This window comes from Psychrobacter submarinus, from assembly GCF_904846685.1.
GTDB lineage: Bacteria > Pseudomonadota > Gammaproteobacteria > Pseudomonadales > Moraxellaceae > Psychrobacter > Psychrobacter submarinus.
The window spans coordinates 1,059,027-1,081,453 of sequence record NZ_CAJHBQ010000001.1; the positions used below are offsets into that span (position 1 = coordinate 1,059,027).

At 44.7% G+C, this 22,427-nt stretch carries 20 protein-coding genes and 1 pseudogene; 11 read left to right on the forward strand and 10 right to left on the reverse strand.

Annotated elements, in window-relative coordinates; all coding sequences use genetic code 11:
- Window positions 1-247: 247 nt before the first annotated feature.
- Window positions 248-1,612, reverse strand: a complete 1,365-nt coding sequence (locus JMY03_RS04755; RefSeq protein ID WP_201601516.1) for an MFS transporter — start codon at window positions 1,610-1,612, stop codon at window positions 248-250.
- A 548-nt stretch (window positions 1,613-2,160) separates the two neighbouring features.
- Here JMY03_RS04755 and uvrA point away from each other — a divergent pair.
- A complete protein-coding gene (uvrA, locus tag JMY03_RS04760; RefSeq protein WP_201601518.1) occupies window positions 2,161-5,073 on the forward strand; it encodes an excinuclease ABC subunit UvrA in 2,913 nt (970 codons plus the stop codon).
- A 125-nt stretch (window positions 5,074-5,198) separates the two neighbouring features.
- A complete protein-coding gene (locus JMY03_RS04765) occupies window positions 5,199-6,449 on the forward strand; it encodes a P-loop NTPase fold protein (protein ID WP_201601520.1) in 1,251 nt (416 codons plus the stop codon).
- Here the strand turns inward: JMY03_RS04765 and JMY03_RS04770 are convergent.
- The 4 genes and pseudogenes from JMY03_RS04770 to JMY03_RS13260 all read right to left on the reverse strand — a co-directional run.
- Window positions 6,439-6,822: pseudogene (locus JMY03_RS04770) on the reverse strand (transposase family protein); the annotation flags it as partial. The gene JMY03_RS04765 and the pseudogene JMY03_RS04770 sit on opposite strands and share 11 nt — an antisense overlap.
- An 8-nt stretch (window positions 6,823-6,830) precedes the next feature.
- Window positions 6,831-7,271 (reverse strand): transposase family protein, encoded by a 441-nt coding sequence (locus tag JMY03_RS04775; RefSeq protein WP_105243994.1) that lies wholly within the window; start codon window positions 7,269-7,271, stop codon window positions 6,831-6,833.
- A gap of 622 nt (window positions 7,272-7,893) precedes the next feature.
- Entirely contained in the window at window positions 7,894-8,058 is a 165-nt protein-coding gene (locus JMY03_RS13255) for a DUF503 family protein (RefSeq protein WP_265089602.1), read from the reverse strand.
- Window positions 8,042-8,176 carry a DUF503 domain-containing protein gene (locus tag JMY03_RS13260; protein WP_265089603.1) on the reverse strand — a complete coding sequence of 45 codons (135 nt, stop codon included), beginning with the start codon at window positions 8,174-8,176 and terminating at the stop codon, window positions 8,042-8,044. The genes JMY03_RS13255 and JMY03_RS13260 overlap by 17 nt, the downstream gene beginning before the upstream one ends.
- A 117-nt stretch (window positions 8,177-8,293) precedes the next feature.
- On the opposite strand from JMY03_RS13260, the gene JMY03_RS04785 reads away from it, so the two are divergent.
- The 3 genes from JMY03_RS04785 (at window position 8,294) to gorA (ending at window position 11,068) form a co-directional block, all read left to right on the forward strand.
- Complete coding sequence (locus tag JMY03_RS04785) at window positions 8,294-9,082, forward strand: threonine/serine exporter family protein (RefSeq protein WP_201602163.1); 789 nt, start codon at window positions 8,294-8,296, stop codon at window positions 9,080-9,082.
- Window positions 9,083-9,535 carry a threonine/serine exporter family protein gene (locus tag JMY03_RS04790; RefSeq protein WP_201601522.1) on the forward strand — a complete coding sequence of 151 codons (453 nt, stop codon included), beginning with the start codon at window positions 9,083-9,085 and terminating at the stop codon, window positions 9,533-9,535.
- Between the two features lie 177 nt (window positions 9,536-9,712).
- On the forward strand, window positions 9,713-11,068 hold the full coding sequence (gorA, locus tag JMY03_RS04795) for a glutathione-disulfide reductase (RefSeq protein WP_201601524.1): 1,356 nt from the start codon (window positions 9,713-9,715) through the stop codon (window positions 11,066-11,068).
- A gap of 197 nt (window positions 11,069-11,265) precedes the next feature.
- Here gorA and JMY03_RS04800 read toward each other — a convergent pair whose 3' ends face one another.
- Window positions 11,266-11,634, reverse strand: coding sequence for a hypothetical protein (locus tag JMY03_RS04800; RefSeq protein WP_201601527.1), 369 nt, complete (start codon window positions 11,632-11,634; stop codon window positions 11,266-11,268).
- Between the two features lie 215 nt (window positions 11,635-11,849).
- Between JMY03_RS04800 and JMY03_RS04805 the strand changes: the two genes are divergently transcribed.
- Window positions 11,850-12,059, forward strand: coding sequence for a hypothetical protein (locus JMY03_RS04805; RefSeq protein ID WP_025644536.1), 210 nt, complete (start codon window positions 11,850-11,852; stop codon window positions 12,057-12,059).
- A gap of 14 nt (window positions 12,060-12,073) precedes the next feature.
- Here JMY03_RS04805 and JMY03_RS04810 read toward each other — a convergent pair whose 3' ends face one another.
- Together JMY03_RS04810 and JMY03_RS04815 are read right to left on the reverse strand one after the other, a co-directional pair.
- The gene (locus tag JMY03_RS04810) at window positions 12,074-12,715 is read right to left on the reverse strand and encodes a GNAT family N-acetyltransferase (RefSeq protein ID WP_201601530.1); all 642 of its coding nucleotides are present in this window, start codon (window positions 12,713-12,715) and stop codon (window positions 12,074-12,076) included.
- A gap of 96 nt (window positions 12,716-12,811) precedes the next feature.
- Window positions 12,812-14,413, reverse strand: a complete 1,602-nt coding sequence (locus tag JMY03_RS04815) for an FAD-dependent oxidoreductase (protein WP_201601533.1) — start codon at window positions 14,411-14,413, stop codon at window positions 12,812-12,814.
- Window positions 14,414-14,868: 455 nt separating this feature from the next.
- Between JMY03_RS04815 and truD the strand changes: the two genes are divergently transcribed.
- Window positions 14,869-16,050 (forward strand): tRNA pseudouridine(13) synthase TruD, encoded by a 1,182-nt coding sequence (gene truD / locus JMY03_RS04820; RefSeq protein WP_201601536.1) that lies wholly within the window; start codon window positions 14,869-14,871, stop codon window positions 16,048-16,050.
- Between the two features lie 41 nt (window positions 16,051-16,091).
- On the opposite strand, the gene JMY03_RS04825 is transcribed toward truD, so the two are convergent.
- Entirely contained in the window at window positions 16,092-17,540 is a 1,449-nt protein-coding gene (locus JMY03_RS04825; protein ID WP_201601539.1) for a GGDEF domain-containing protein, read from the reverse strand.
- Between the two features lie 114 nt (window positions 17,541-17,654).
- Entirely contained in the window at window positions 17,655-18,542 is an 888-nt protein-coding gene (locus JMY03_RS04830; protein WP_201601542.1) for a PHP domain-containing protein, read from the reverse strand.
- A gap of 162 nt (window positions 18,543-18,704) precedes the next feature.
- Here JMY03_RS04830 and ispZ point away from each other — a divergent pair, with 162 nt between their 5' ends.
- The 4 genes from ispZ (at window position 18,705) to mnmC (ending at window position 22,423) form a co-directional block, all read left to right on the forward strand.
- Window positions 18,705-19,256 carry a septation protein IspZ gene (ispZ, locus tag JMY03_RS04835; protein WP_025644548.1) on the forward strand — a complete coding sequence of 184 codons (552 nt, stop codon included), beginning with the start codon at window positions 18,705-18,707 and terminating at the stop codon, window positions 19,254-19,256.
- A 162-nt stretch (window positions 19,257-19,418) separates the two neighbouring features.
- On the forward strand, window positions 19,419-19,730 hold the full coding sequence (locus JMY03_RS04840) for a YciI family protein (RefSeq protein ID WP_201557398.1): 312 nt from the start codon (window positions 19,419-19,421) through the stop codon (window positions 19,728-19,730).
- Window positions 19,727-20,167 carry a hypothetical protein gene (locus JMY03_RS04845; RefSeq protein ID WP_227675485.1) on the forward strand — a complete coding sequence of 147 codons (441 nt, stop codon included), beginning with the start codon at window positions 19,727-19,729 and terminating at the stop codon, window positions 20,165-20,167. Before JMY03_RS04840 ends, JMY03_RS04845 begins: the two co-directional genes overlap by 4 nt.
- 168 nt (window positions 20,168-20,335) lie before the next feature.
- Window positions 20,336-22,423 (forward strand): FAD-dependent 5-carboxymethylaminomethyl-2-thiouridine(34) oxidoreductase MnmC, encoded by a 2,088-nt coding sequence (gene mnmC, locus JMY03_RS04850; RefSeq protein ID WP_201601545.1) that lies wholly within the window; start codon window positions 20,336-20,338, stop codon window positions 22,421-22,423.
- The last annotated feature ends 4 nt before the right edge of the window (window positions 22,424-22,427 follow it).

Consider the following 22,427-nt stretch of genomic DNA (forward strand, 5'->3'; position numbering starts at 1 on the left):
AGGTCAATAATTATCAACCCTACTTTTCAATTAATATTATAGGTTTACTTTATACGTTTTTTGCATAAATATCTAGCTACTCTTATTTATAGACGACATTCTATGTCGCTTAATATGATACATTTGTACGTTAGTTGGCCCTATAGATTATTATTATCTGTGATGTGTATTCAGTATTAAAATGCCAAGCTCTACCCTTTTGCCGCACAATACCACTGCTCGGTAATATTAGGTTTGAATGGCGCAATTAAATATTCAAAGGGCTTTGGGCTAACTTGGCAAGCTCTTGCTTCGCTTCATCCGTTAGCTGGGTTTTATCCAGTTTGAGATAAGCGACTTGCTCCTTTGCCATAACGACCAGTTCATCAACACCAGTAATCGCGGTTATCTGCTGCGACCAGCTCTGAATATCGACGTCTTTGGGTATCGTTACTGTCGTACTCGATAGATACGGCGGCTGCGAGATTGGCAGAATGATCAATAACGCGGCTCCCATAATAGCAGCTAGAATGCCCCAAGCGAGTAGGTCAGATTGGGTCAATAGCAAACCGCCCATCGCTCCGCCAACAAAAGCCCCAAAGAACTGGCTCGATGAATTAAGCCCCATCGCCGTGGCTTTATTCGCGACTGGGGCGCGCTTGGATATCCAAGATGGAATAGTGGCCTCAAGTAAGTTAAAACCCATAAAATAGAGCAATAAACCTACAATAATACCGACACCGACTTGGCTACCTAAGGCCAGTAATGCCAAGGCTGCAGTCATTAAGGCGATAGCAGCTAGAAAGACTTGGCGCATTTTATGCTTCTTTTCAGCGATGATAATAAAGGGAATGGCGACGGCAAAGCCGACAAACAATAGCGGCAAGTAGACTAAGCCTTGCTGACGTACCGATAGACCCATCACCTCTGTGAGCTGATGCGGCAAGATCACAAATATCGCTGTCATGGTCAAATGCAGCGCAAAAATTCCAAAGTGCAAACGGTTTAAGTCGCCGATTTTGAGCACAGTAGCGAGCTGCTCACCGATCGATTTGTTATCCAGATTGTGCTTGAGCACGCGCATTGGCGTAGGTACGACAAAAAGTAGCAGCATCGCTAAAATAGCAAATCCTGCAGTCAGCCAAAATAGACCAGAGATACCAAGCGAGCCTACTAATAACGGCCCAAAGGCAAAGGCGAGCATGATGGAGGTAGCAATAGTCAAGCCCATTGTCGCCATTGCCTTGGTGCGCATCTCCTCGCGGGTGACGTCGGCAAGCAATGCCATGAGCACCGCAGAAACCGCACCGCTCCCTGCCAGCGCGCGCCCGATGATCACCTGATAAATATCAGTGGCATTGGCGGCAATAATACCGCCCGCCGCAAACAGTATCAGACCAAGCATGATAATCGGCTTACGCGGAAACTTATCGGCGGCAAGGCTCATCGGTATTTGAAATATCGCCTGACCCAGTCCGTAGATACCAACGGCCAGGCCGATCAAAAACGGCGTAGCATACGCGTAATTATCACCGTAGACCGAAAACACTGGCACGATCATAAACAGACCAACCATGCGCAGAGCAAAAATACCGCCTACCCCTAAGATTGCCCGTTTCTCTACGCTATTCATACTTGCCTCACTGGTTCATCTTATAACATCTGCTAACTTCAGCCTCAAATCAAGCTCCCTAGTATAAGACATTCACCATTTTCTTGCCGAGACTTTTATTACTAGGCGCTACTCGCTAGCTCTACCGTCATGATCTCTATAGTTTTGTTACCAACCTTCTTTAATACGTGTCCCTGACTTGAATAATCGCCTAATCGTGACTATAAAGTAAAGCGTTGATAGCATTGTTCTTTTACTTATTGTTCTGCTACGAATATGGCTTGCTGATAATTATTCGTGTACTAAGAAATGCAGCAGTTTCAAACTTACTCAATAGCTATCGTAAAAATATAAATACCGGTTGGCTATTTACCCCTAACTGACAAAGATAGACTTTTGTTAATTAACGAAAGCGAATAGGGTTTAAAAAATAGTTAAGCCTTTGACTGCTTTTTCCTTTTATTTATCTATTTTATTATGACTTAACATTATTTACTTTTTAAATTTACAATTGTTGGTTGGTTTTATGAACTGCTGACCCACTTTAGAAAATAGGAAACCCCTTACCGATGGCCCATGACCATATCGCAATACGCGGCGCACGTACTCATAATCTTAAAAACATTGATCTTGATATCCCACGCGATAAATTCGTGGTGATTACTGGTTTATCCGGTTCTGGTAAATCGTCCTTGGCTTTTGATACGCTATATGCCGAAGGACAACGCCGATACGTCGAGAGTTTGTCCGCTTATGCGCGCCAGTTCTTATCGCAGATGGAAAAGCCTGAAGTCGATAGCATCGAAGGCTTGTCACCGGCAATTGCTATTGAGCAAAAATCGACCAACCATAATCCACGCTCAACGGTCGGTACGATCACTGAGATTTATGATTACCTGCGTCTATTATACGCGCGTATCGGCACGCCTTATTGCCCAGAGCATGGCGAACCTATGGTGGCGCAGTCGGTGACCGAGATGGTCGATCAGGTTATGGCACTCCCCGATGAGACCAAGCTTATGATCCTTGCGCCAGTAGTGCGTGAGCGTAAAGGCGAGCATACAGTGCTGCTTGAGCAATTGATCGGTCAAGGCTTTGTACGCGTAAGCGTCGATGGTCATGTCTATGATACTGATGAGCTACCAACGCTCGATAAGAAGAAAAAGCACACCATCGAAGTGGTGGTTGACCGCTTTAAAGTACGTGATGACTTAGGTAACCGCGTCGCTGAGAGCTTGGAGACCGCGCTACGTTTGGGACAAGGTCTAGTGACGCTGCACTTTATGGATGGTAATCCTACTGAGGGCGGCTCTGATAATCAAGTGATGTCTGCCAAGCACAGCTGTCCGATTTGTGATCGCGCTGTACCTGAGCTTGAGCCGCGCATGTTTAGTTTTAACAACCCCTACGGTGCTTGCCCAACTTGTGATGGACTCGGTAAGCGTCAGTATTTCGCTGCTGAAAAGCTCATTACTCATGTTGATAAGACGCTCAATCAAGGCGCGATTAACGGTTGGGATAAGCGCCACTCGTACTATTTTGGGCTGCTAACCACCGTTTGTAACCATTTTAATATCGATATGGATACGCCGTGGACGGAGCTGCCCAAAAAGCAGCAAGAGCTGATCATGCACGGCTCAGGTAAAGAGAAGCTCACCTTTAACTTTACCGATGAGCGCGGACGTAAAACCAATAAAACCGTTCCTTTTGAAGGCGTACTACCCTATCTTGAGCGCCGTTATGCCAAAACGCAAAGCAACTTAGTGCGTGACGAGCTGGCAAAGTATCTGGCTGACACCACGTGTAACGTTTGCGATGGCGCTCGCCTCAATGAAATCTCGCGTAACGTGCGTGTCGATGAACAAACCATCGCTGAAATCGTCAAGCTCTCCATTGGCGACGCGGCGGACTATTATAAGACTCTAAAGATTGACGGTCATAAAGGTGAGGTGGCAGAGAAGATCTTTAAAGAGATTAACGAGCGCTTAAACTTCTTGGTCAGCGTTGGCCTCGATTATCTAACCCTAGCGCGCTCTGCCGAAACCCTATCCGGCGGTGAAGCGCAGCGTATTCGTTTGGCCAGTCAAATTGGTGCAGGTCTGATGGGCGTCATGTATGTCCTTGATGAGCCGTCCATTGGCTTGCATCAGCGTGATAACGACCGCTTGCTTAAAACTTTAACACGCCTGCGTGATTTAGGTAATACCGTACTGGTCGTTGAGCACGATGAAGATGCGATTCGTCAAGCGGATCACGTCATCGATATCGGTATTGGGGCTGGCGTACACGGTGGTCATATCATCGCCGAGGGCACGGTCGATGAAGTGATGGCAACGCCAGACTCGCTCACCGGACAATATATGTCGGGCGAAAAACGCATTGAGATACCAAAAGTGCGGCATAAAGCCAAAACCGTAGAGGTCGAGGGTAAAGGTAAAGCGAAAGCCAAAACTAAAAAGGTACCGATGACTATCGAGCTCAAAGGCGCCTCAGGCAACAACCTAAAAGACGTCGATCTGAGCCTGCCCGTTGGGGTGATGACGTGTGTCACGGGCGTATCGGGTTCTGGTAAATCAACGCTGATTAACCGTACGCTTATGCCTATCGCCGCCACACAATTAAACAATGCCTCAACGCTAATCGCGGACAAGCATGACAGCATTAGCGGTCTTGAGCATTTGGATAAAATGGTCGATATCGATCAAAGCCCAATTGGTCGTACCCCGCGCTCCAATCCTGCGACTTATACTGGCGTCTTCACTCCCGTGCGTGAGATGTTCGCCCAGACACCAGAAGCCCGCGCACGTGGTTATAAAGCTGGGCGCTTTAGCTTCAACGTCAAAGGCGGACGCTGTGAGATGTGCCAAGGCGACGGTCTCATCAAAGTTGAGATGCATTTTTTACCGGATATGTATGTGCCGTGTGACACCTGTGAAGGCAAGCGTTATAACCGCGAGACCTTAGAGATTCACTATAAAGGCAAAACCATCGCTGACGTGCTCGAGATGACGGTAGAGGACGCCACTGAGTTCTTCTCGGCGATTCCAGCGATCTATCGTCGCCTGCAAGCGTTGATGGATGTGGGGCTTAGCTACATTCGCTTGGGTCAGTCTGCACCGACACTATCTGGCGGTGAAGCGCAGCGGGTGAAACTGGCACGCGAGCTGGCTAAGCGCGACACGGGACAGACGCTATATATCTTGGATGAGCCAACCACAGGCTTGCATTTCCATGATATTGATAAGCTGCTTAATATCTTGCATGCGCTGCGTGATAAAGGTAATACCATCGTGGTCATTGAGCATAACTTGGATGTCATCAAAACGGCGGATTGGGTAATTGATCTTGGCCCTGAAGGCGGTAAAGGCGGCGGCATGATCATCGCGGAGGGTACGCCTGAGGAAGTGGCAGAAGTTAAAGGCTCGCATACGGGTGAGTTCTTAAAGCCGATGCTTACGCAGGTGGTTTCTGAGGCGGGTTAGTTTAGTTAATTGTTTGGTTTTAATTTAAAGGCTGCTCTTTTGGGAGTGGTCTTTTTTGTTGGGTAAGCCTCAGGTTCGGTGTTAATATAATTATTATTTTAAAAACATCTGTAAGGTAATTATTAATGGCGAATGTAGAAAATCTTGAGAAAAGACTTGTAGATTTAATTAGGGAAGAAAGCTCATTTGCTATTGCGTTAACTGGCGAATGGGGTGTAGGAAAAACGTATTTCTGGAAATACTTCAAGCAAAGAAATCTCAATCAATTTAGATTACAAAAGTATGCCTATGTATCTCTATTCGGCATTGACTCACTTGATTCTTTGAAATACGAAATTGCTGTCAAAACTCATGCAATAAATCAGTTAGAAGACAGAATGCAAGGAGCTAAATCATTGTTTAATAAAGCCTTGGACACTATTGATTTATCTAGCATACAAGGGAAAGGACTAAGTCTAAATATAGGTAAGAGCCTCATAACTAGTGCTCTTTCTAGCTTAGTATCTAGCACTGTTATCTGCATTGATGATATTGAAAGAATTTCAGATAGCTTATCACTTAAAGACGTCATGGGTTTAATTAACGATTTAAAGTTAGAGAAAAAATGTCAAGTTGTTGTAATCTTACATGATGCTAAAGCAAACGACCAATTTCAAGAGTATAAAGAGAAGGTTTTTGATGAGCTATTAGTTTTAGATGATTCTTTATCTATCATAAACGATATTGTCGACAGTAAGCTATTCACAGTATATAAGCAGTTTTATGAAATTATTGGAATAAAAAACTTACGGTTCTATCAGCGGGTGGACAAGTCTTTCAAACTGTTTGACAAGGCATATCCTTCATTATCACACTTAAGTAAAGAGCAAATATTAAGATTTATTTTAATAATTCGGATGATATATGAGATACCATCAAGATTAGGTAATGATATTGACTTTAAATTTTTCGTTGATAGCTTCAACTCTAAAAATATTAAAAACTTTAGAGGCTACAAAAAACAAAATGCTTATAAAGAACAAAATGAAATTTCAGATGATATAGTGAAATTCAACAAGATTAATGATTATATTCATCCATTTTACAATTATTTTGAAATTTCAGATTGGGGAGAAGTTATTGTATCTTGGATTACAGAATTAGATTTTGATAAAGAAGTCACTAAGGATCTCATAGCAAAAGATAAGATTACTGAAGAAGTCTTATTAATCGACAGATTAGCATCTGAGGTTTTGAACGAATTTCATAATATAGACCTAAAACCTAACTTTGCAGAACGCTTATATTATGTGGCCTGTGCTAAGATAGGGAGAGCACAACTTACTAACTTAAGTTTTTACTGTGATATTAGACCTCTTGCAAAAGTCATAGGTTAAGCTCGGAATTAATGATACCAGCAAACAGCTTCATTCTAAGATCATAGCGCTGACGACGGTTGCGATATTTATGAGCCACGATTTTAAACAACTTGATTAAGCCTATTTTGTGCTCAACCACAATACGGAACTTTGCCAGATAGTGATTGGCCTGTTTGCATATCTCCAGTAACTGACCACCACGTGGCTTTTTAAAAGGGGTGAAGGTTTGCTTATGTAGCTTTGCTATACCTTGATAGCCACTATCTGCTAGTAATTTAGCATTGTCAGGAAGCCAATCAGGACAAGTATCTTTATAGAGCTTAAAATCGTGGATTGACCCTTTGCAGGTTTGCACATCAAGTATCAAGCCGGTTTGCCAATGGACGATAACCTGCGCTTTTAAGGTGTGTTGTTTTTTCTTGCCGCTGTAGTAGTCGCTTTGGTTTTTTTTGGACGCTCAATAGGGGTTTCGGTGGCATCGACGATGACGACTGACCAATTGATGTCCTCATCGACACGACTAGGCAGCTTTTTAGGCAATTCAAACTTGCCAGAGTCAATCAGTGTGTCTTCTACTTTACGAATGATACGGCTAGCAGAAGACTCATGAATACCAAAGTCCATACTGATATGATAAAGCGTGCGGTATTCACGCCAATAAGTCAGGGCTAGTAGTATCTGCTCCTTAAGACTGAGCACACTTGGTCTACCTGATTTGGTCTTAGATGCTTCATGCTCTTGCATGGCATCAAGCATGTCATAAAAGGTGGCTTTATGAATGCCAGTGTAGCGTTTAAAACCAGCGTCACTTTGTTTGAGTAGCTTATCTATGTTTGGCATGGTTCCTAGACAGTTATGAATGTTTCAGTTATTGTAAAATTCTCTGCTACTTTTGCAAGAGGTCTATTCTTGATACATGTAATAGAAAAAACTTAGCCATTCAGTTAGAAATACATATAAAACGACATATCGAAAATAGTATCAAATATCATCAGATACGAATATCTATTGATGATTTTTACTCCTTTGGAAGAAAAGAAAATGATCGATTTTATAATTTCACCGTTGATAAGATAGCAAACTATAAATATAAAAATATCAGCTCTAACACTATATCATCGATATTTTTAGACTTTCATGAGCATAGTCGTAGAGCTTACAATAGTAATGACAAAGAAATATTAGAGCTAATTGATAAAGATATATTGAGAGAGATAATTTGGATAAATACTGATAAATTTCTAGGAAATCGTAAGTTATTTATCCATTCAATTTTACTACATCCATGTCTAGGAGAGATTAATGGTAAACGTGAAGAAATTAGACTATGGATACTGGAACTACTGCAAGAGAACATTGTTGATAACCCGAACAACGAACCTTCTATAAAAATGTGGTTAGATAATACTAATGATTTGACAGAAAACCTAACTTAGCTCATAGGCTAGTTAAAGCTCACAGCCTAAACATACTCCCGCTCCACATTCATCATCCTTGCATCCACTATCCGTTCTAGCTTCTCCTCAATCTGACTACACTGCGACTCGACCTCACGTTTAGACAAGCCGACGATCACAAACGTCCATTCGCTGGCGTCATGCCGATCACGCTCACCGCTTTCGCACACCGCAACCGCTTGGCGTATTGCCAAAACGTGCGTGCAGGCCGCCCATACGTTGGCGTTTTTCTTTTAATGAGCTACAACCAGGTAGCGCAAAAGTCAGCGTTAAGATAGCGATATGCATTTTATTCTCCTTGTGACAGTGGTTTACGCTTTATAATAGTAGCAAATAAGCAAGGCAAGTTATGCTATCTTTACCTCTATCCATATCGATATCGCAGCCAATATGCATATTCCTCCAATGACCTCTATCAGCTACGTACAGCAACAACGCATCACTCGATTATGCGTGCGCTGCGGCTTACTCCTCATGCAGTATGGCGCTGAGTCTGCCGTGGTGGTGGACTTATCCAAACGCTTGGGGCTTGCCTTGGGGATGAACAGCGTCGAATGCTCGCTGAATTTTAACGCCATTACCCTGACCACCATCTGTGATGAACGCTGTATTACCACCACCCGAGATACGATCAATCAGAGCATCAATGTCAATTTATTGGTACAAATCCAGCAAATCGTCAATAAAACCGAAGCCACTATCAATAATAATGATTTGATTGACCGCACAACCCTTGCGTTTGATGAGTTGGATAAAACCGTATATCCGACATGGCTAGTCAGTATATTTGTCGGCGCTTCTTGTGCCGCTTTTGCTTATTTAAATGGTGGCAGCTGGTCGATTACGGCGGTAACCTTTATCGCTGGTATGGTGGCAATGTTCACCCGTATCTACTTGGCAAAGCATCATTTTAACCCCTTTATTACCGTTATTGTGACGGCTTTTATCGCCTCTTTGATCGGGGCGACGACCTATTACTTTGATATTGGCAATAATGCCGATATTGCTGTGGCTTCTAGCGTGTTGCTGCTGATTCCAAGCTTTCCGCTGATTAACTCGTTGTCCGACATCTTAAAGGGCTATGTCAATATCGGTATTGGACGTGCGGTTTTTACTTATATGCTCACTTTGTCCGCCTGTGTGGGCATCGTGATGGCGCTGGTGTTACTACGCATACAGCACTGGGGGTTTTAGATGTGGTTTATTGAGACCGTCGTACTGTCTTGCATCATTACCCTTGGCTGGACGCTGATGTTTAGCGTACCCAAACGCTATATTTTGCCGTGTCTGCTGATGACGGCGTTTGGCTTTGGGTTAAAAACGGCGCTGGTCTATCAGCATGTTCATCTGGTGATAGCGAGCTTTTTTGGGGCGATGCTCGCCAGCTTTTTGGGCGTGTACTTTTCTAAAAAATACACCCTACCGCCCAAAGCGTTAATCTCCCCAAGTGTCATCTGTATGATGCCAGGTATCGCCGCTTATAAGGCAATGGTCAGTATGGTGCAGATTGGTTACTTTGGCTTTTCAGACGAGTTATTTAGCCAAATGATGGTGTATTTATTCGAAGCCTTGTTTGTGACCTCAGGATTGGTACTGGGCTTGTCCATTCCTGGGCTGTTATTTTATAGACGGCGTGCCATAGTCTAGGCAGGTTTAAGTGGGTTTAAATGAGATTATTATGTGTTAGGCTATTTTTGTTTAAATACTTTTATAAACTGATGCTAGCTGGCACACCCTTATGATAAAAAACTTGTAAGATGGATTATCCATACCCATTACAATAGAGTTCAAAACTGTACCGAAACTTAATGAAGAGACATAACAATGACAAAGCATTATGATTATATTTCCATTGGCGGCGGTAGCGGCGGTATTGCCTCCATTAACCGTGCAGCAAGCTATGGCAAAAAGTGCGCGATTATCGAAGCGGAGCAATTAGGCGGCACTTGCGTCAATTGGGGCTGCGTACCCAAAAAGGTGATGTGGTACGGCGCGCAAGTCGCTGAGGCGATTGAGAAGTACGCGCCAGACTACGGATTCGAGGTTGAGTTAAAGAATTTCGATTTTCAAAAACTCATTCAAAGCCGTCAGCAGTACATCGAGAATATCCATCGCTCTTATGACAATAACTTAGCCAAAAATGGCGTGGAAGTGATTAAAGGCTTTGCTAAATTCGTCGATACCAATACGGTTGAGGTCAATGGCGAGCAAATCACTGCTGACCATATTTTGATTGCGACGGGCGGTCATCCTATTTTCCCTGATATCCCAGGCGCAGAGCACGGTATCGATTCTGATGGATTTTTTAAATTGACTCATTTGCCCAAACGCGTCGCTATCGCAGGCGCAGGCTATATTGCTGTTGAAATCGCAGGCGTACTCAACAGCTTAGGCGCTGAGGTACATCTCTATGTCCGCCAGCATTCGCCGCTGCGCTCGTTTGATCATACTATCGTTGAGACCTTGCTCATAGAGATGGAGCAAGACGGTATTCATTTGCACACCAACACTACGCTCACTGAGGTCAATAAAAACGAAGATGGCAGCTTAGAGCTATTTACCAAAGATGGTACGCTAGATACGGTTGATTGTCTGATTTGGGCGATTGGCCGCGCGCCGTCTACTGACAATATCAACTTGAAAGTGACCGGAGTCGAGACGACTGCCAATGGTAAAATTAAAGTTGATAAATTCCAGAATACCAATGTTGAGGGCATATATTCAGTTGGTGACATTATCGAAAACAGCATTGATCTGACGCCAGTAGCTATCGCGGCAGGTCGCAGATTGTCAGAGCGCTTGTTCAATGATAAGACTGACGAGCATTTGGTTTATGATTTAGTACCAACGGTAATCTTTACTCATCCTGCTATTGGTACGATTGGCTTGTCAGAGATTGACGCGGTGGCGCTACATGGCAAAGACAACATTAAGTGCTACACCTCGACCTTTACCTCGATGTATAGCGCCGTGACTCAGCATCGCCAAAAGTGCGTGATGAAGCTGGTGTGCTTAGGTGAGGAGGAGAAAATCATTGGCCTACATGGCATCGGTTACGGTGTCGATGAGATGCTGCAAGGGTTTGCCGTAGCAGTGAAGATGGGCGCGACTAAGGCTGACTTTGATAATACCGTTGCTATTCATCCAACCGGTGCAGAAGAGTTTGTGACAATGCGTTAGTGGGCGTTAGTGGGCGTTAACGAGCGTTAATGGGCGTTAATGGGCGCTAAATGAGCGTTATAGGCGTTAACAAGTGTTATTGCTGTCAGTAGAAGCTGATCAATAAAGAGTAAACATATAGAGTTAAATAACAAAAGGAGTGCCGCTTGGACACTCCTTTTTTCATCGTTTGTATCTCATACCAACCACTATGGCCACTATGGCGTCAATACCCATTCGCCATTGACATCACTGACCTTAAAAGCGCCGCTATCAGTACGACTATTGCCACCGATGGTTTGCGTGACATCAGCGGTACACAGATAAGTGTTGTCACCCTCAGTCGTATCACAGCTGACATTGTCTACGCTCTCAAGCGTTGGCATCATACCTGCCATCATGCCGCTCACAGCTTTTGCCATCTCATCATCACCCGCTTGCACCATTGCATCGTCCATGATGCTATTGGCCTTGTCATACTGCGCCTGAATCAGCTCTTCTACATCACTATCAGAGGGGCCGCTCGAGCAAGCGGCAAAGAGCGGTGTCAATACAGCGATAATTGCTAATTTTTTTATACTTCTCATCATATTCTCGTTTCGATTAGGTAGTGCTCAAAGTATACCTAAACACCCTTTAAAACCCAACATAATTTCTTTGTCAATAGCACTGCTTTTTATAGCCTTTTATCTTTGCTAGTATCTTGCTCTTTTTATGCCTTAGCCTCAAGTGACTTGCAGACAGTTCAATATCCTTGCTGTTATTATGCCAGTATTCTAATAAACGATAAGAGAGTTGCAAGATGGTAGCCGTCTACCTTTATATTTTACCTGTTGGCTTAGGCATTATGACTTTAGCAGCAAGTTTATTGTTCTTGTTTGCGTTTTTGATGTCTGACGACCCTGCGACCCGCTTGCCTGCTTTTAACTGGTTCAAGCGCTTAATCATTGTGGCGTTTATCTTGCTCAGCATTGGGCTGTTTATGACTTTTGGTCACTTTTGGGGCGCATAAAGTAAAGTCCGCTGTTATGCGTTAACGATTTTCTCAAGCTCCAATAGCACTAAGTCATCGCGCTTAGGCTCGCCATTATTGCCATCGACAGGAAACGGCATACTATTACCATTTAGCTGATAACCGCGGCGCTGATAATAAGCCAATAATTCAGGGCGGTGACTTAAGATGGACATAGTAAGACGGGTGGGTTGATTGTTACTTTTTAGATGTCTTTCAGCGAAGGTTTCGGCGGCCTGCAATATCACGTTACCGATGCCTGCTCCTTGCAGCTTTGGATGTACGGCAAACATACCGATATAAGCTTTGTTGCTATGAGATTTTTTATCTGAACCTGTCTCGACCTTTATATCGACAGCTATGCAGCCGAATAGCTCGCCTATCTCCTTGCCGCCGCGCTCGCCGGTATCGGTCTGTGGATAAACAAAAACATAGTGCTTAGGATTGGCAATGACGCCAGCTAGCTCGTCTGCCGTGGTGCGAATACCGCCCACCAAATCGGCCTCATTGGTCCAGCCTTCATCTTGGCGATAGCAGAGGTTTAAGAGTTGCTCTAAAGCGCTCACATCATTAGCATCCGCTTGCCGCAAAAATACTTTTGCTGCTTTGTCAGCAGTGTCATTGTCAATTTTTTTGTTTTTCGCGGTATCAGTCATTTGGGTACTCTCTCGGGCTAAACATTATTGCTAATAAAAAGGGCTGACCTAATATACTAGGACAGCCTTTATGGTAATTATTAACCGCTAATTAGTCTATGGTGATAGCGCATGGGCTTGCTCGATAATATCGAATCCTGCATTGATTTGAGCGCGGGTTGGCGCATGACCACGGCGTAATAATTCGCTAAAAGCAATCAGCTCTTTGTCTCGGCCTAGGGAGCTGGCGGCACTAGCGCGAGTATTCTCTCCTTCGTCATCAAAATAGTACTCAATGTAATCTAAATCGTCAGGCGTACCAAATAAAATGCCTTTATCTGGCGTCGCGGCATGTCCGCTGTAGCGTAGGCTTTTGCCATATTGCGCCGTCCAAAAGAACGGGATACGCTCCTCTAGCGTGTTAACGTTATCATTATTCAAGATAGCGCCTGCGGTTACCATGCCATGCTGCAAGGCGACGCGCCAATGCTCAATACGCATACGTCCCATCTGATTGGTGGCTTTGGCAATATCGCCTAGCGCATATACACCATCGCGCAGCTGCAACTCGTTATCGACTTGTACGCCATCAGGATCATTGACCTGCTCAAGCAGATCAGTGCGCGGTGCTACTCCTGTACCCAAAATCACCACGTCAGCCTTTATCTCATTGCCGTCAGTTAAAGTAACGCCGGTGACTTTACCCTTATCGCCATTGATATCAGCAACGTTCGCGCCAAAGGCAAAGTTTACGCCATGCTCTTCATGCATCTTTATTAGCGTATTGCTGACGCTTTGGGAGACGATATTGCTCATTACCCGCGCGCTACGACCAACGACAGTGATTGAGGCGGCCTCGCCTGCTTGCGATAACGCCGCTGCAGCTTCCATGCCGATAAACCCAGTACCCACGATGACCACCTGCTTATCTTGACTAGCCTCTTTGATGGCTTTGGCGTCGCTCATGCTACGTAGCGTAAACACGCCTGCAAGATCAGCACCTTTAAACGGTGGTATCTTAGGTTCAGCGCCGGTCGCCACCACCAAAAAGTCTGCGCTTTGTTTTTCATTATCGCCGTTGTTATTTTCGATAATAATGGCGTTCTCATTGGGCAAGACTTCGCTGACTCGCTGATTCAGACGCAAGTCGATATTATTTCTATCAGCCCAATTTGAGCCGCCTAAAATAAGTTTACTCTCGTCCATTTGACCTGCTAGAAAGGCTTTGGACAACAAAGGGCGATTATAAGGCGCTTTATTGTCGGCACTGATTAGGGTGATTTTGCCGCCATAGCCAGTGTGACGTAGCTGGTTGGCGGTCATAAAGCCTGCACCGCCGCCGCCGACGATGATGGTATGCGTATCAGCGAGCTGATCGTTATCTGCTCGCTCGTTGATATTGCTAGTCGTATCAACGATTAAGCTGTCGCCTTGCCTAGTCACGCTATAGCGCGTCAAGCCTTTCATCGCAACCGGCTCTATCAGCGAGCCATCAGTACTATCAAAAGTGCCGTGATGCCAAGGACAAATCACGCGATTACCGCAGCGTAGTCCCTCGCCTAAGTCCGCGCCTGCATGGGTACATTTACCATCAAAAGCGTTAAACTCATCACCATCGCGGGTGATTAAAATGATACTATCATCGTCTTGTTTGAACGACTTCATACCGCCATCTTTTATACCCTCTGCGCTAATAGTAATTTTGTTATTGTCAGTCATAAGTTATCCTTAACGTTTGCTATTTCATTATTAGGTATTGATCGTTAGTTGCTTCTACTAGGCTGATTGTGAAGCACTACTTTTTTGATATTGCAGATAAATAAGTACCATTAAAAATGGCGTTATCTTTAATAGTAGCAAGACCACTTGGCGGGCGATGTTTTTTTGTATATCTAGCGCGTTGCAAATCGTAACTTTTCAGCGGTTAATCCAAAACTCGATAGTTTAAGCGTTAAGCGTTAAGCGTTTATGCTACTTTACTCAGTGAATCAACCTAAATGTCTTACTATAGTCAATTCACTTTAAGAGTGACATAGCGCTGCTGGAATGAATTTTGCGCAGCCTCTGTGACAACAGCACGCAAGTAAAATTTATACCAGCAGCGCGCTTAGATTTGTAACAATCTTTGTCTGATCTGACTATAATTCTTTTATCACTTATTAAATGACTTTCTTATGACTGCTATAGAGAATCAACATCTTGACCCTGCCACTATCGACTTTGCGGCAGTAACCCATTCCGCTGATCTACCTCAGCCTATGACGCCACCTATCAAACAGGCGCTCTATAAAGCGAAACCTGAAGACTTTGTGGTCAATGAGCGGTTAGAGGTAGACTTCACAGGCGAGGGTGAGCACTTGTGGCTACATATCAAAAAATCAGGGATTAATACCGCTTATTTAGCTAAATTACTCTCTGAATGGGCGGACATACCTTTGCGCGATGTCGGCTATTCAGGACTTAAAGATCGCCTAGCGCTAACGACGCAGTGGTTTAGTCTACGGCTGCCTAAAAAACAAAAGCCTGATAGCGACTTTGCGCCTGTAGATATCAAGGAGCATGAGACGGTCAAAATTATCGCTGAGCATTGGCATAATAAAAAATTAAATCGCGGTACGCATAACGCCAATCAATTTGTGATTACTCTACGTGATATTGAGTTTGCAAAAGATCAAACGCTGGGTGATAAATCATCCGTAGAGCAGCACTTACAGACCATCAGCAAGACCGGCGTGCCTAACTATTTTGGTCCGCAGCGCTTTGGTTTTGGTGGTAATAATATCCGCGAAGCGCTAAACCTATTTGCCAGACCATTAAAAAGCACTTCATCAGCTAAAAAGAAAAATAAACGTAAAAGTGCCGTACGCGAGCAAAACTCGATGGAGTTATCGGCGGCGCGAAGCCTCATTTTTAATCAGATATTGGCCGCTAGAGTGCAAGACGGCAGCTGGAATACAGGATTAAATGGCGAGGTATTTAATCTAAATGGCTCAGGCTCGATATTTGCCAGCGAGCACATGGATGAGACCTTGCAAGCGCGAGTGGCCAGCGGTGATATTCATCCAACCGCGGTCATGTGGGGCGCAGGTAATGATAAAGTAGCAGGCGATGCTGCTGAGTTAGAGAACACAGTCGTACAGCAAGATGCTCTTTTGGCGGCATTGGCAACAGGACTTGAGCAGCGTGAGGTAAAAGCGCAAAGACGAGCACTGCGACTACCGGTTGAGGATTTGAGCTGGCGATGGGCGGATGAGCAAGATGGGGAGCAAACGCTGGTCTTGAGCTTTACGTTGACGACAGGCAGCTTTGCCACTAGCGTATTGGCAAGTGTAGTTGAGAATTTAACGGTACGCTAGCTTATAGACATTTATCTGTCATTAAGTTAACAACTGCGCCTCTATGCTTCCACTGCTAATAAATCATTAGCACTGACCACCTCATTGCGCCCTCTATCTTTGGCTTCGTATAGTGCTTTATCAGCGCTACTGATCAAGTGCTGGCAGATATCCTTTGGTAGCTGCTGCTGAATATCGGATAAAGCGTTAGCAGAACCGCTGGGTTTGTTTTGGCTAAATACTGCTGCTCGCGTGCGCGTCGGTTTCGCTTGTGAGCTGAGTAGCGCTCGTTCTTTTGAGAAGTGCCTGTCTTTGATCACCGTGAGCTCATCAGCCGTTAAGGTATAAATCCCTAAACTCGCAGTCACTTTGACACTATCCTTGTCCTCGGTTTGGATGACGTGTTCAGCGATTCTTACTCGCAACTGCTCAGCGATACTCAGGGTCTCAGCATGTGCTGTATTGGGTAGCACAATCAAAAACTCCTCACCCCCATAACGACTAATGATAGCGTCAGTCGTCGCTAGCGAATCAATTAAGACTTGCGCCACTTCGCGTAATACTTGATCGCCTACATTGTGGCCATAGCTGTCGTTAATTTCTTTAAAAAGATCTAAATCTAATAAAATCACACTATAGTCTTGCGTGGCTGTAGTGTCTGCTAAGGTCTGCTGCATTTGCGTCAAGCCATAACGGCGGTTATCTAAAGTCGTTAGCTCATCTTTATGGGCATGCTCCAAAATCTCCTTTCTACTCTCATCCAAGATATATAGCAGCTTACGAAAAATATAGACGGTAAAAAGCGCTTTAGGAAGTGCCAAATAGACATGAGTTGAGCGCCAAAAAAAAGTCGATGAGCGCTGTAGCTCACTAATATCATCCCAATCCAAGGTCTCTTTTGTGAAAATAAAAGCGGCAATAGCGTTTTCGATAGTCATAATCTCGTTATAAGTGAGATAATTATAAATATCAATCAGCGGAGAGATGACCGGCATTTGCCGCAAATTGGGCAAACTGATACCAAAGTAAGGAGAGATAATGGCCAGTAGCACTAAAAATATCTGTAATAAAAATGTGCGCCAAACATAACGACGCTTTATAAGCATCATCCCCAACATAGCACCGCCAATCAGCGATACGCCAGCGACTAGACTACTGTAGCCGACCATGACAATGATAGAAGTGATATAAACCGTGTAGAGTAGAACCAATATAAGCTGCCAACGCAGTAATAGCTTATAGTTGCTTTTTATGCGTGATAAATAACCAATCATCCACCACAGCAGCACCCCAGTGATCGTAACGCCTAACCAAAGCGGGTAAAACAGATGCATATCGACATAAGGTTCAACGGTATCTCGGCACAACCATACCACCAAGAACCACAACCAATGCAGAGCGACTTCTATAAAAATAAATAAGGCAAGTAGCGAGGTACGATCTGCTATTTGCCATTCAAATATAATCTGAGAGAGCTTCTTATAGCCTAATTGATATATCGAAATAGCCATGGATACGCAGCCGTATACAGGTTGGTATAAATAAATCGAGTTTTTTATTGATATTATCGAATGTAAGGTCTTGATTCAATCATAAAACGCTCAATAGCTTTAAGTCATTCGCTATTACTGGCGAGATAATGAGTCAAAAGATTGCCAAATCCCTCGCTGCTCTTCATGCAAAGTAGGTACATCACCAAGGCGTCGCCAAGGCATGTTACTCCCGTGAAAGTCGCTACCTATAGAGGTGGCTAGCTGATGCTCAGCGATAGTGCGATCGACCATACGCCGAGTGCTGACCGGCTCACTATCAGCCGGTAACTCACAGGCATCGCCGCCAAGCTCGGCAAACTCTTTGATGAGTTTACGCACTCGCGTGGCTGAGAGATGATAGCGGGTAGGATGCGCGAGCACTGCTTTGCCGCCGCATGCATGAATAAGCTCGATACCGCGTGCCATACTCAGCGCTTCAATCGCCACGTAAGCTGGCTTGTGATCTGCCAGATACTTGTCAAATGCCTTTTGTACCGTTTTGACCTCACCGCGCTCATACAACACTTGCCCAATATGGGCGCGCCCTACTGCTTGCGGATTACCGCCTGCTTTAGTCAGTACATCTTGCCAAAGCTCATCATAATCGAGACTTAATAACTCACTAAGCTTCTCAGTGATTTTCTGACCGCGCGTCGCACGGCTGTCTTGCAGGTGCTGCAAGGTGGCATGCATCTGCGCGCGATCAGCAAAATCAAGCCCCACTACATGAATGATCTTATTGGTGGATTTGTTTTTACCATAACCGCCCGTTAGCGTATGCTCACAACTGATCTCAACGCCGTTAATCAGCTGCATACCACAAGCAGTAGCTGCAGCTCTTGCTTCATCGATACCCAGCAGCGTGTCGTGATCGGTCAAAGCCAATACCTCAACGCCGGCGCTATGAGCACGCTGTACCACCTCAGTAGGCGCATAAGTGCCATCAGAGCAAGTACTGTGACAATGTAAGTCTATCTTCATAAAGCGGGCCTTAAAGTGTTATCGTCAGATCAAAATAAAGAAAGTAAAGGTAAGAGCCATATCTGCGTGGTCATATATGGTTATTGCAGCTCTGACTGCTTTTGTTTAGTACAGTAGACGTGTAAACTACACTCTACGTTTTTGTTGGACATCTCATCTGCTATGAAAGCCTTATTAGACTTTATTCCCCTAATTGCCTTCTTCGTTGTTGCTAGGCAAAATGGTATTTTGGCAGCGGCGGGCGCTTTGCTTATCGCTACTGTCATCGTTTATGCCATTCACTTTATTCGCCAAAAAGGCAAATTCGATAAGCAGCAATGGGTGGTGTTATTATTGACCATTGTTTTTTGTGGCGGCACCTTGCTGCTGCGTGATGACGTTTATTTACGTTGGAAGTCCCCTATTATTAATGGCATCTTTGCCTTAACATTGTTTGTCAGCGCCGCTATTAATAAACCCTTAATGCAATTGGCGATGAAAGAGGTCTTCACTCTGACCATGAGCGGCTGGAAAAAGCTGACCGTCGCTTGGGCTTTGTTTTTTGTATTAATGGGTGTGCTTCATTATATCACGGCATTTACGATGTCTGATGAGGCTTGGATTAATTTTAAAACCTACGGCTGGATACCTATTATGCTGGTATTTATTATTGCGCAGTTCGCGGTATTAAAAAACCATATTAATCCGGCCTTGACGGATCAAAAACCTAAATAGCGCTTATTATTCAATGGTTTGCTCATACAACCCCTGAAGCTTATCGTGTTATGAGAGGTTGTTAATGAGCACCGACTATATACGAATAACAGCACTTTACTAAATGCTAATTTTGATAATAATAAGTCGTTATTATTCATTACTCTTATTAAAGGAAACCTGATGCCCTTATTTGTAATTATCGGTCACGATGTGGCAAATAGCAGTGCCCAGCGTAAGATCACGCGAGCAGAACACGTCGAGCGCTTGCAAGCTCTAGATCGCGACAAGCGTCTAATTATCGCTGGTCCCACGCCTATTGAGCATGATGCGGCAGCGATGTCAGGTAGTGTTATTATCGCGGATTTTGAGTCGTTAGCAGCAGCGCAAGCTTGGGTCGATGCTGAGCCTTATCTACGCGATGGCGTGTATAGCCATGTCGATGTCAGACCTTTTATCCACACCCTACCTAGCGATAAGGTTTCATCATCGTGAGTCAAACCTCTTTCGTGCCAACTTATATCATCAAGTGCGCTTTGTTTGCTCTACTGGCTATGGCCTTACTGTTCAGCGCTGCTAGTGTGCAAGCGGCATCAGCCGTATCTTCTACAGAGCCAACAACCGCACAATCCGAGCCGGCTGAGACGTCAACGTCAGTGCGACCAGCGGCGACTACCGATGCCGATGGCAAACCAACGCTTGCCACTGAACTACAGCCAACAGACCAAGCGCTATCGGCCGCCAACCAACAGCTACTCAGCCGTAACGCGCAGTTGCAGCGACAAGTCAATGACTTGCAGACACAGGCTAATGTCTTGGTTTATGAGAGCAAAGGTCAGCTGTTTTTATACGGTGCTTTTACAGTGTTGATTAGCTTACTGGTCGGTATTTTTATCTCTTGGCTAGTATTTGTACGCCGAGAGCGCTGGTAGTTTTGCTAATTTTGATAGTTTTGCTAATTTTGATAGTTTTGATACCCTTAAGCTGTTCTATCTCTTACTAATCTTGCTAACCTTACAATGTTATTTTATAAATTAAGCTGATATAGTCGGTTATGTCAGCTACCTCCTTTCTTATCTCTCTTAGCCGTTGAGATCTCTATGTCTACTCTTGTCACTAATGTTACCAACACTAGCACTAGCGCTTATGCAAACGCGATTATCCCTGCCAATATCGCATGGCAGAGTGACGATAGCGGTAACCGAGTGCCGGTATCTGGTGAGTTTGGCGATGTGTATTTTTCTCATGCCGACGGCTTAGCTGAGTCGCGTTATGTTTTTATTCAGGGCAATCAGCTTGCTGAGCGCTTGGTCAATCTTAGCGCTCATCAGTGCTTTACTATTGCTGAATTAGGTTTTGGTACTGGCCTTAATCTGCTAGCGGTTTGGCAATTATGGCAACAGCTACGAGTCGAACATCCCAATCTAGACACTGCGCGACTGCATTTTATCACTACTGAGAAGCACCCTATCCTCCTGACAGACTTAAGGCAAATCTTGGGTATGTGGAGCATGCGCGCCCCTGAGCTGGCACAAAATATTGAAAGTTTTTTGGCGGTATACCCTAGCCTTATCGAAGGCTGTCATCGCTTGCATTTTGAGGAAGATAATCTCACCGTTGATATTTGGCTTGGTGAGGCTCAGAGTAGTCTAGCGAAATTAGCGACAGATACTGGAACTACTAGCACTGCAGATACTGAAACTGGAAGCAAACCACAAGTGGATGCTTGGTTTTTAGACGGTTTTGCCCCTTCTTGCAATGAGTCATTGTGGGCAGAGACGATTTTTGCGCAATTGCAGCGTCTCTCCTTTGTTGGCACTACCGCAGCCACTTATAGCTGTGCTGGAGTGGTCAAACGCGGCTTACAAGAGCATGGCTTTACGATAAACAAAGTCAAAGGCTTTGGCCGTAAGCGTGAGATGCTGACTGCCAGAGTCAGTGAGAGTTTGCCGACAACTCCTACTCAAGATAACTCTAAGCGAAGCTCTACCTCAGATAACTATCACTATATCGTTATTGGTGCTGGCGTTGCAGGGCTAATGCTGGCTTGGTCGTTGGCTAATCGCGGCATCAAAGTGACTCTACTGGATAAAACAGCGCCATTAGCAGGGGCATCGGGCAATCCGCGCGCCCTACTCGCACCGAAGATGACGCCACTTCATCACGCTAATGAGCACCTACATACCATCGGTTATCTCTATAGTAGCCGCTTCTATAAACAGCTCAATGAGCAAGCAAAAAAGCAGCATAGCGCGCCTATTATCGAGCCGACAGCGGCGCTTGATTTACTACTAAAGGCCAATATCGACAGTAGTCAGATTGGTGCTTACCCTGATGATTTAGCGACAACCTTGCCAGCTAGCAAAGCAAGTGAATTGTCAGGATTAACGGCGCAGGATTTGACTGAGAACTTATATCTACCGCAGTCAGGTCTAATCAATCCGCAAGCATTAAAGGACGTTATTCTGGCTCATCCACTGATTCGCTTTAAACGCTTAGAAGTGACTCAGATAGACGAGCAAAAAGACCATATCAGCGTTAGCGGTCACAATCATACAGAACAAAGCGCTAGTACAATCACACTACAAGCAGTAAATGTAGTAATTTGCGCGGCTTTTGAGAGTCATCAGTTAGACGAGCGTATTTTTGATTGTCGTAAGATACGTGGGCAGCTGTCTTGGTTTACGCCGACTGCTAAACAGCTTGGCAGTCTACCGAAACTACCGCTTAAATATGGCGGGTATTGTAGTCTATTTACGCCAAAAGCTGGCGATGCTAAGTTAAATCCTGTAGCAGAAGGAGAGTCGCAGTTTTTATTGGGTGCAAGTTTTGTGCGTAATGATATTGATACTAGTGTAAGAGCAGATGAGCATGAGGTTAGCCGTGATAAATTAATCACAGCTATTCCTGAGCTTGACGCTATTATTCCAAGCGACACGCAGTCTTGGCAAGCGCGCGCAGGCGTACGCACGCAAACGCCAGACTATCATCCTATCGTTGGTCAACTAACGGGCAGTCAGCGCCTATGGGTGATGAGTGCGATGGGCGCAAAAGGCTATGCCTTTGCACCGGTATGTGCCGAGGCTTTGGCTGATATTATGTTAGGAGCGTTTGCGCCTTTATCAAGCGAGATGATGAGCAAGTTATCACCGAATCGTAAACGCCTGCAGACGCCACTAACCTCATAGCGAG

Bases quoted from the DNA above. Each gene is read 5' to 3' on its own strand.
- mnmC (WP_201601545.1), top strand. From the start codon at position 20,336: ATGTCTACTCTTGTCACTAATGTTACCAACACTAGCACTAGCGCTTAT.
- JMY03_RS04840 (WP_201557398.1), top strand. From the start codon at position 19,419: ATGCCCTTATTTGTAATTATCGGTCACGATGTGGCAAATAGCAGTGCC.
- JMY03_RS04830 (WP_201601542.1), bottom strand. From the start codon at position 18,542: ATGAAGATAGACTTACATTGTCACAGTACTTGCTCTGATGGCACTTAT.
- JMY03_RS04800 (WP_201601527.1), bottom strand. From the start codon at position 11,634: ATGAGAAGTATAAAAAAATTAGCAATTATCGCTGTATTGACACCGCTC.
- JMY03_RS04785 (WP_201602163.1), top strand. From the start codon at position 8,294: ATGACCTCTATCAGCTACGTACAGCAACAACGCATCACTCGATTATGC.
- JMY03_RS04825 (WP_201601539.1), bottom strand. From the start codon at position 17,540: ATGGCTATTTCGATATATCAATTAGGCTATAAGAAGCTCTCTCAGATT.
- JMY03_RS04765 (WP_201601520.1), top strand. From the start codon at position 5,199: ATGGCGAATGTAGAAAATCTTGAGAAAAGACTTGTAGATTTAATTAGG.
- JMY03_RS04755 (WP_201601516.1), bottom strand. From the start codon at position 1,612: ATGAATAGCGTAGAGAAACGGGCAATCTTAGGGGTAGGCGGTATTTTT.
- JMY03_RS04810 (WP_201601530.1), bottom strand. From the start codon at position 12,715: ATGACTGATACCGCGAAAAACAAAAAAATTGACAATGACACTGCTGAC.
- ispZ (WP_025644548.1), top strand. From the start codon at position 18,705: ATGAAAGCCTTATTAGACTTTATTCCCCTAATTGCCTTCTTCGTTGTT.
- truD (WP_201601536.1), top strand. From the start codon at position 14,869: ATGACTGCTATAGAGAATCAACATCTTGACCCTGCCACTATCGACTTT.
- JMY03_RS13260 (WP_265089603.1), bottom strand. From the start codon at position 8,176: ATGCATATCGCTATCTTAACGCTGACTTTTGCGCTACCTGGTTGTAGC.
- gorA (WP_201601524.1), top strand. From the start codon at position 9,713: ATGACAAAGCATTATGATTATATTTCCATTGGCGGCGGTAGCGGCGGT.
- JMY03_RS04805 (WP_025644536.1), top strand. From the start codon at position 11,850: ATGGTAGCCGTCTACCTTTATATTTTACCTGTTGGCTTAGGCATTATG.
- JMY03_RS04790 (WP_201601522.1), top strand. From the start codon at position 9,083: ATGTGGTTTATTGAGACCGTCGTACTGTCTTGCATCATTACCCTTGGC.
- JMY03_RS04815 (WP_201601533.1), bottom strand. From the start codon at position 14,413: ATGACTGACAATAACAAAATTACTATTAGCGCAGAGGGTATAAAAGAT.
- JMY03_RS04775 (WP_105243994.1), bottom strand. From the start codon at position 7,271: ATGCCAAACATAGATAAGCTACTCAAACAAAGTGACGCTGGTTTTAAA.
- uvrA (WP_201601518.1), top strand. From the start codon at position 2,161: ATGGCCCATGACCATATCGCAATACGCGGCGCACGTACTCATAATCTT.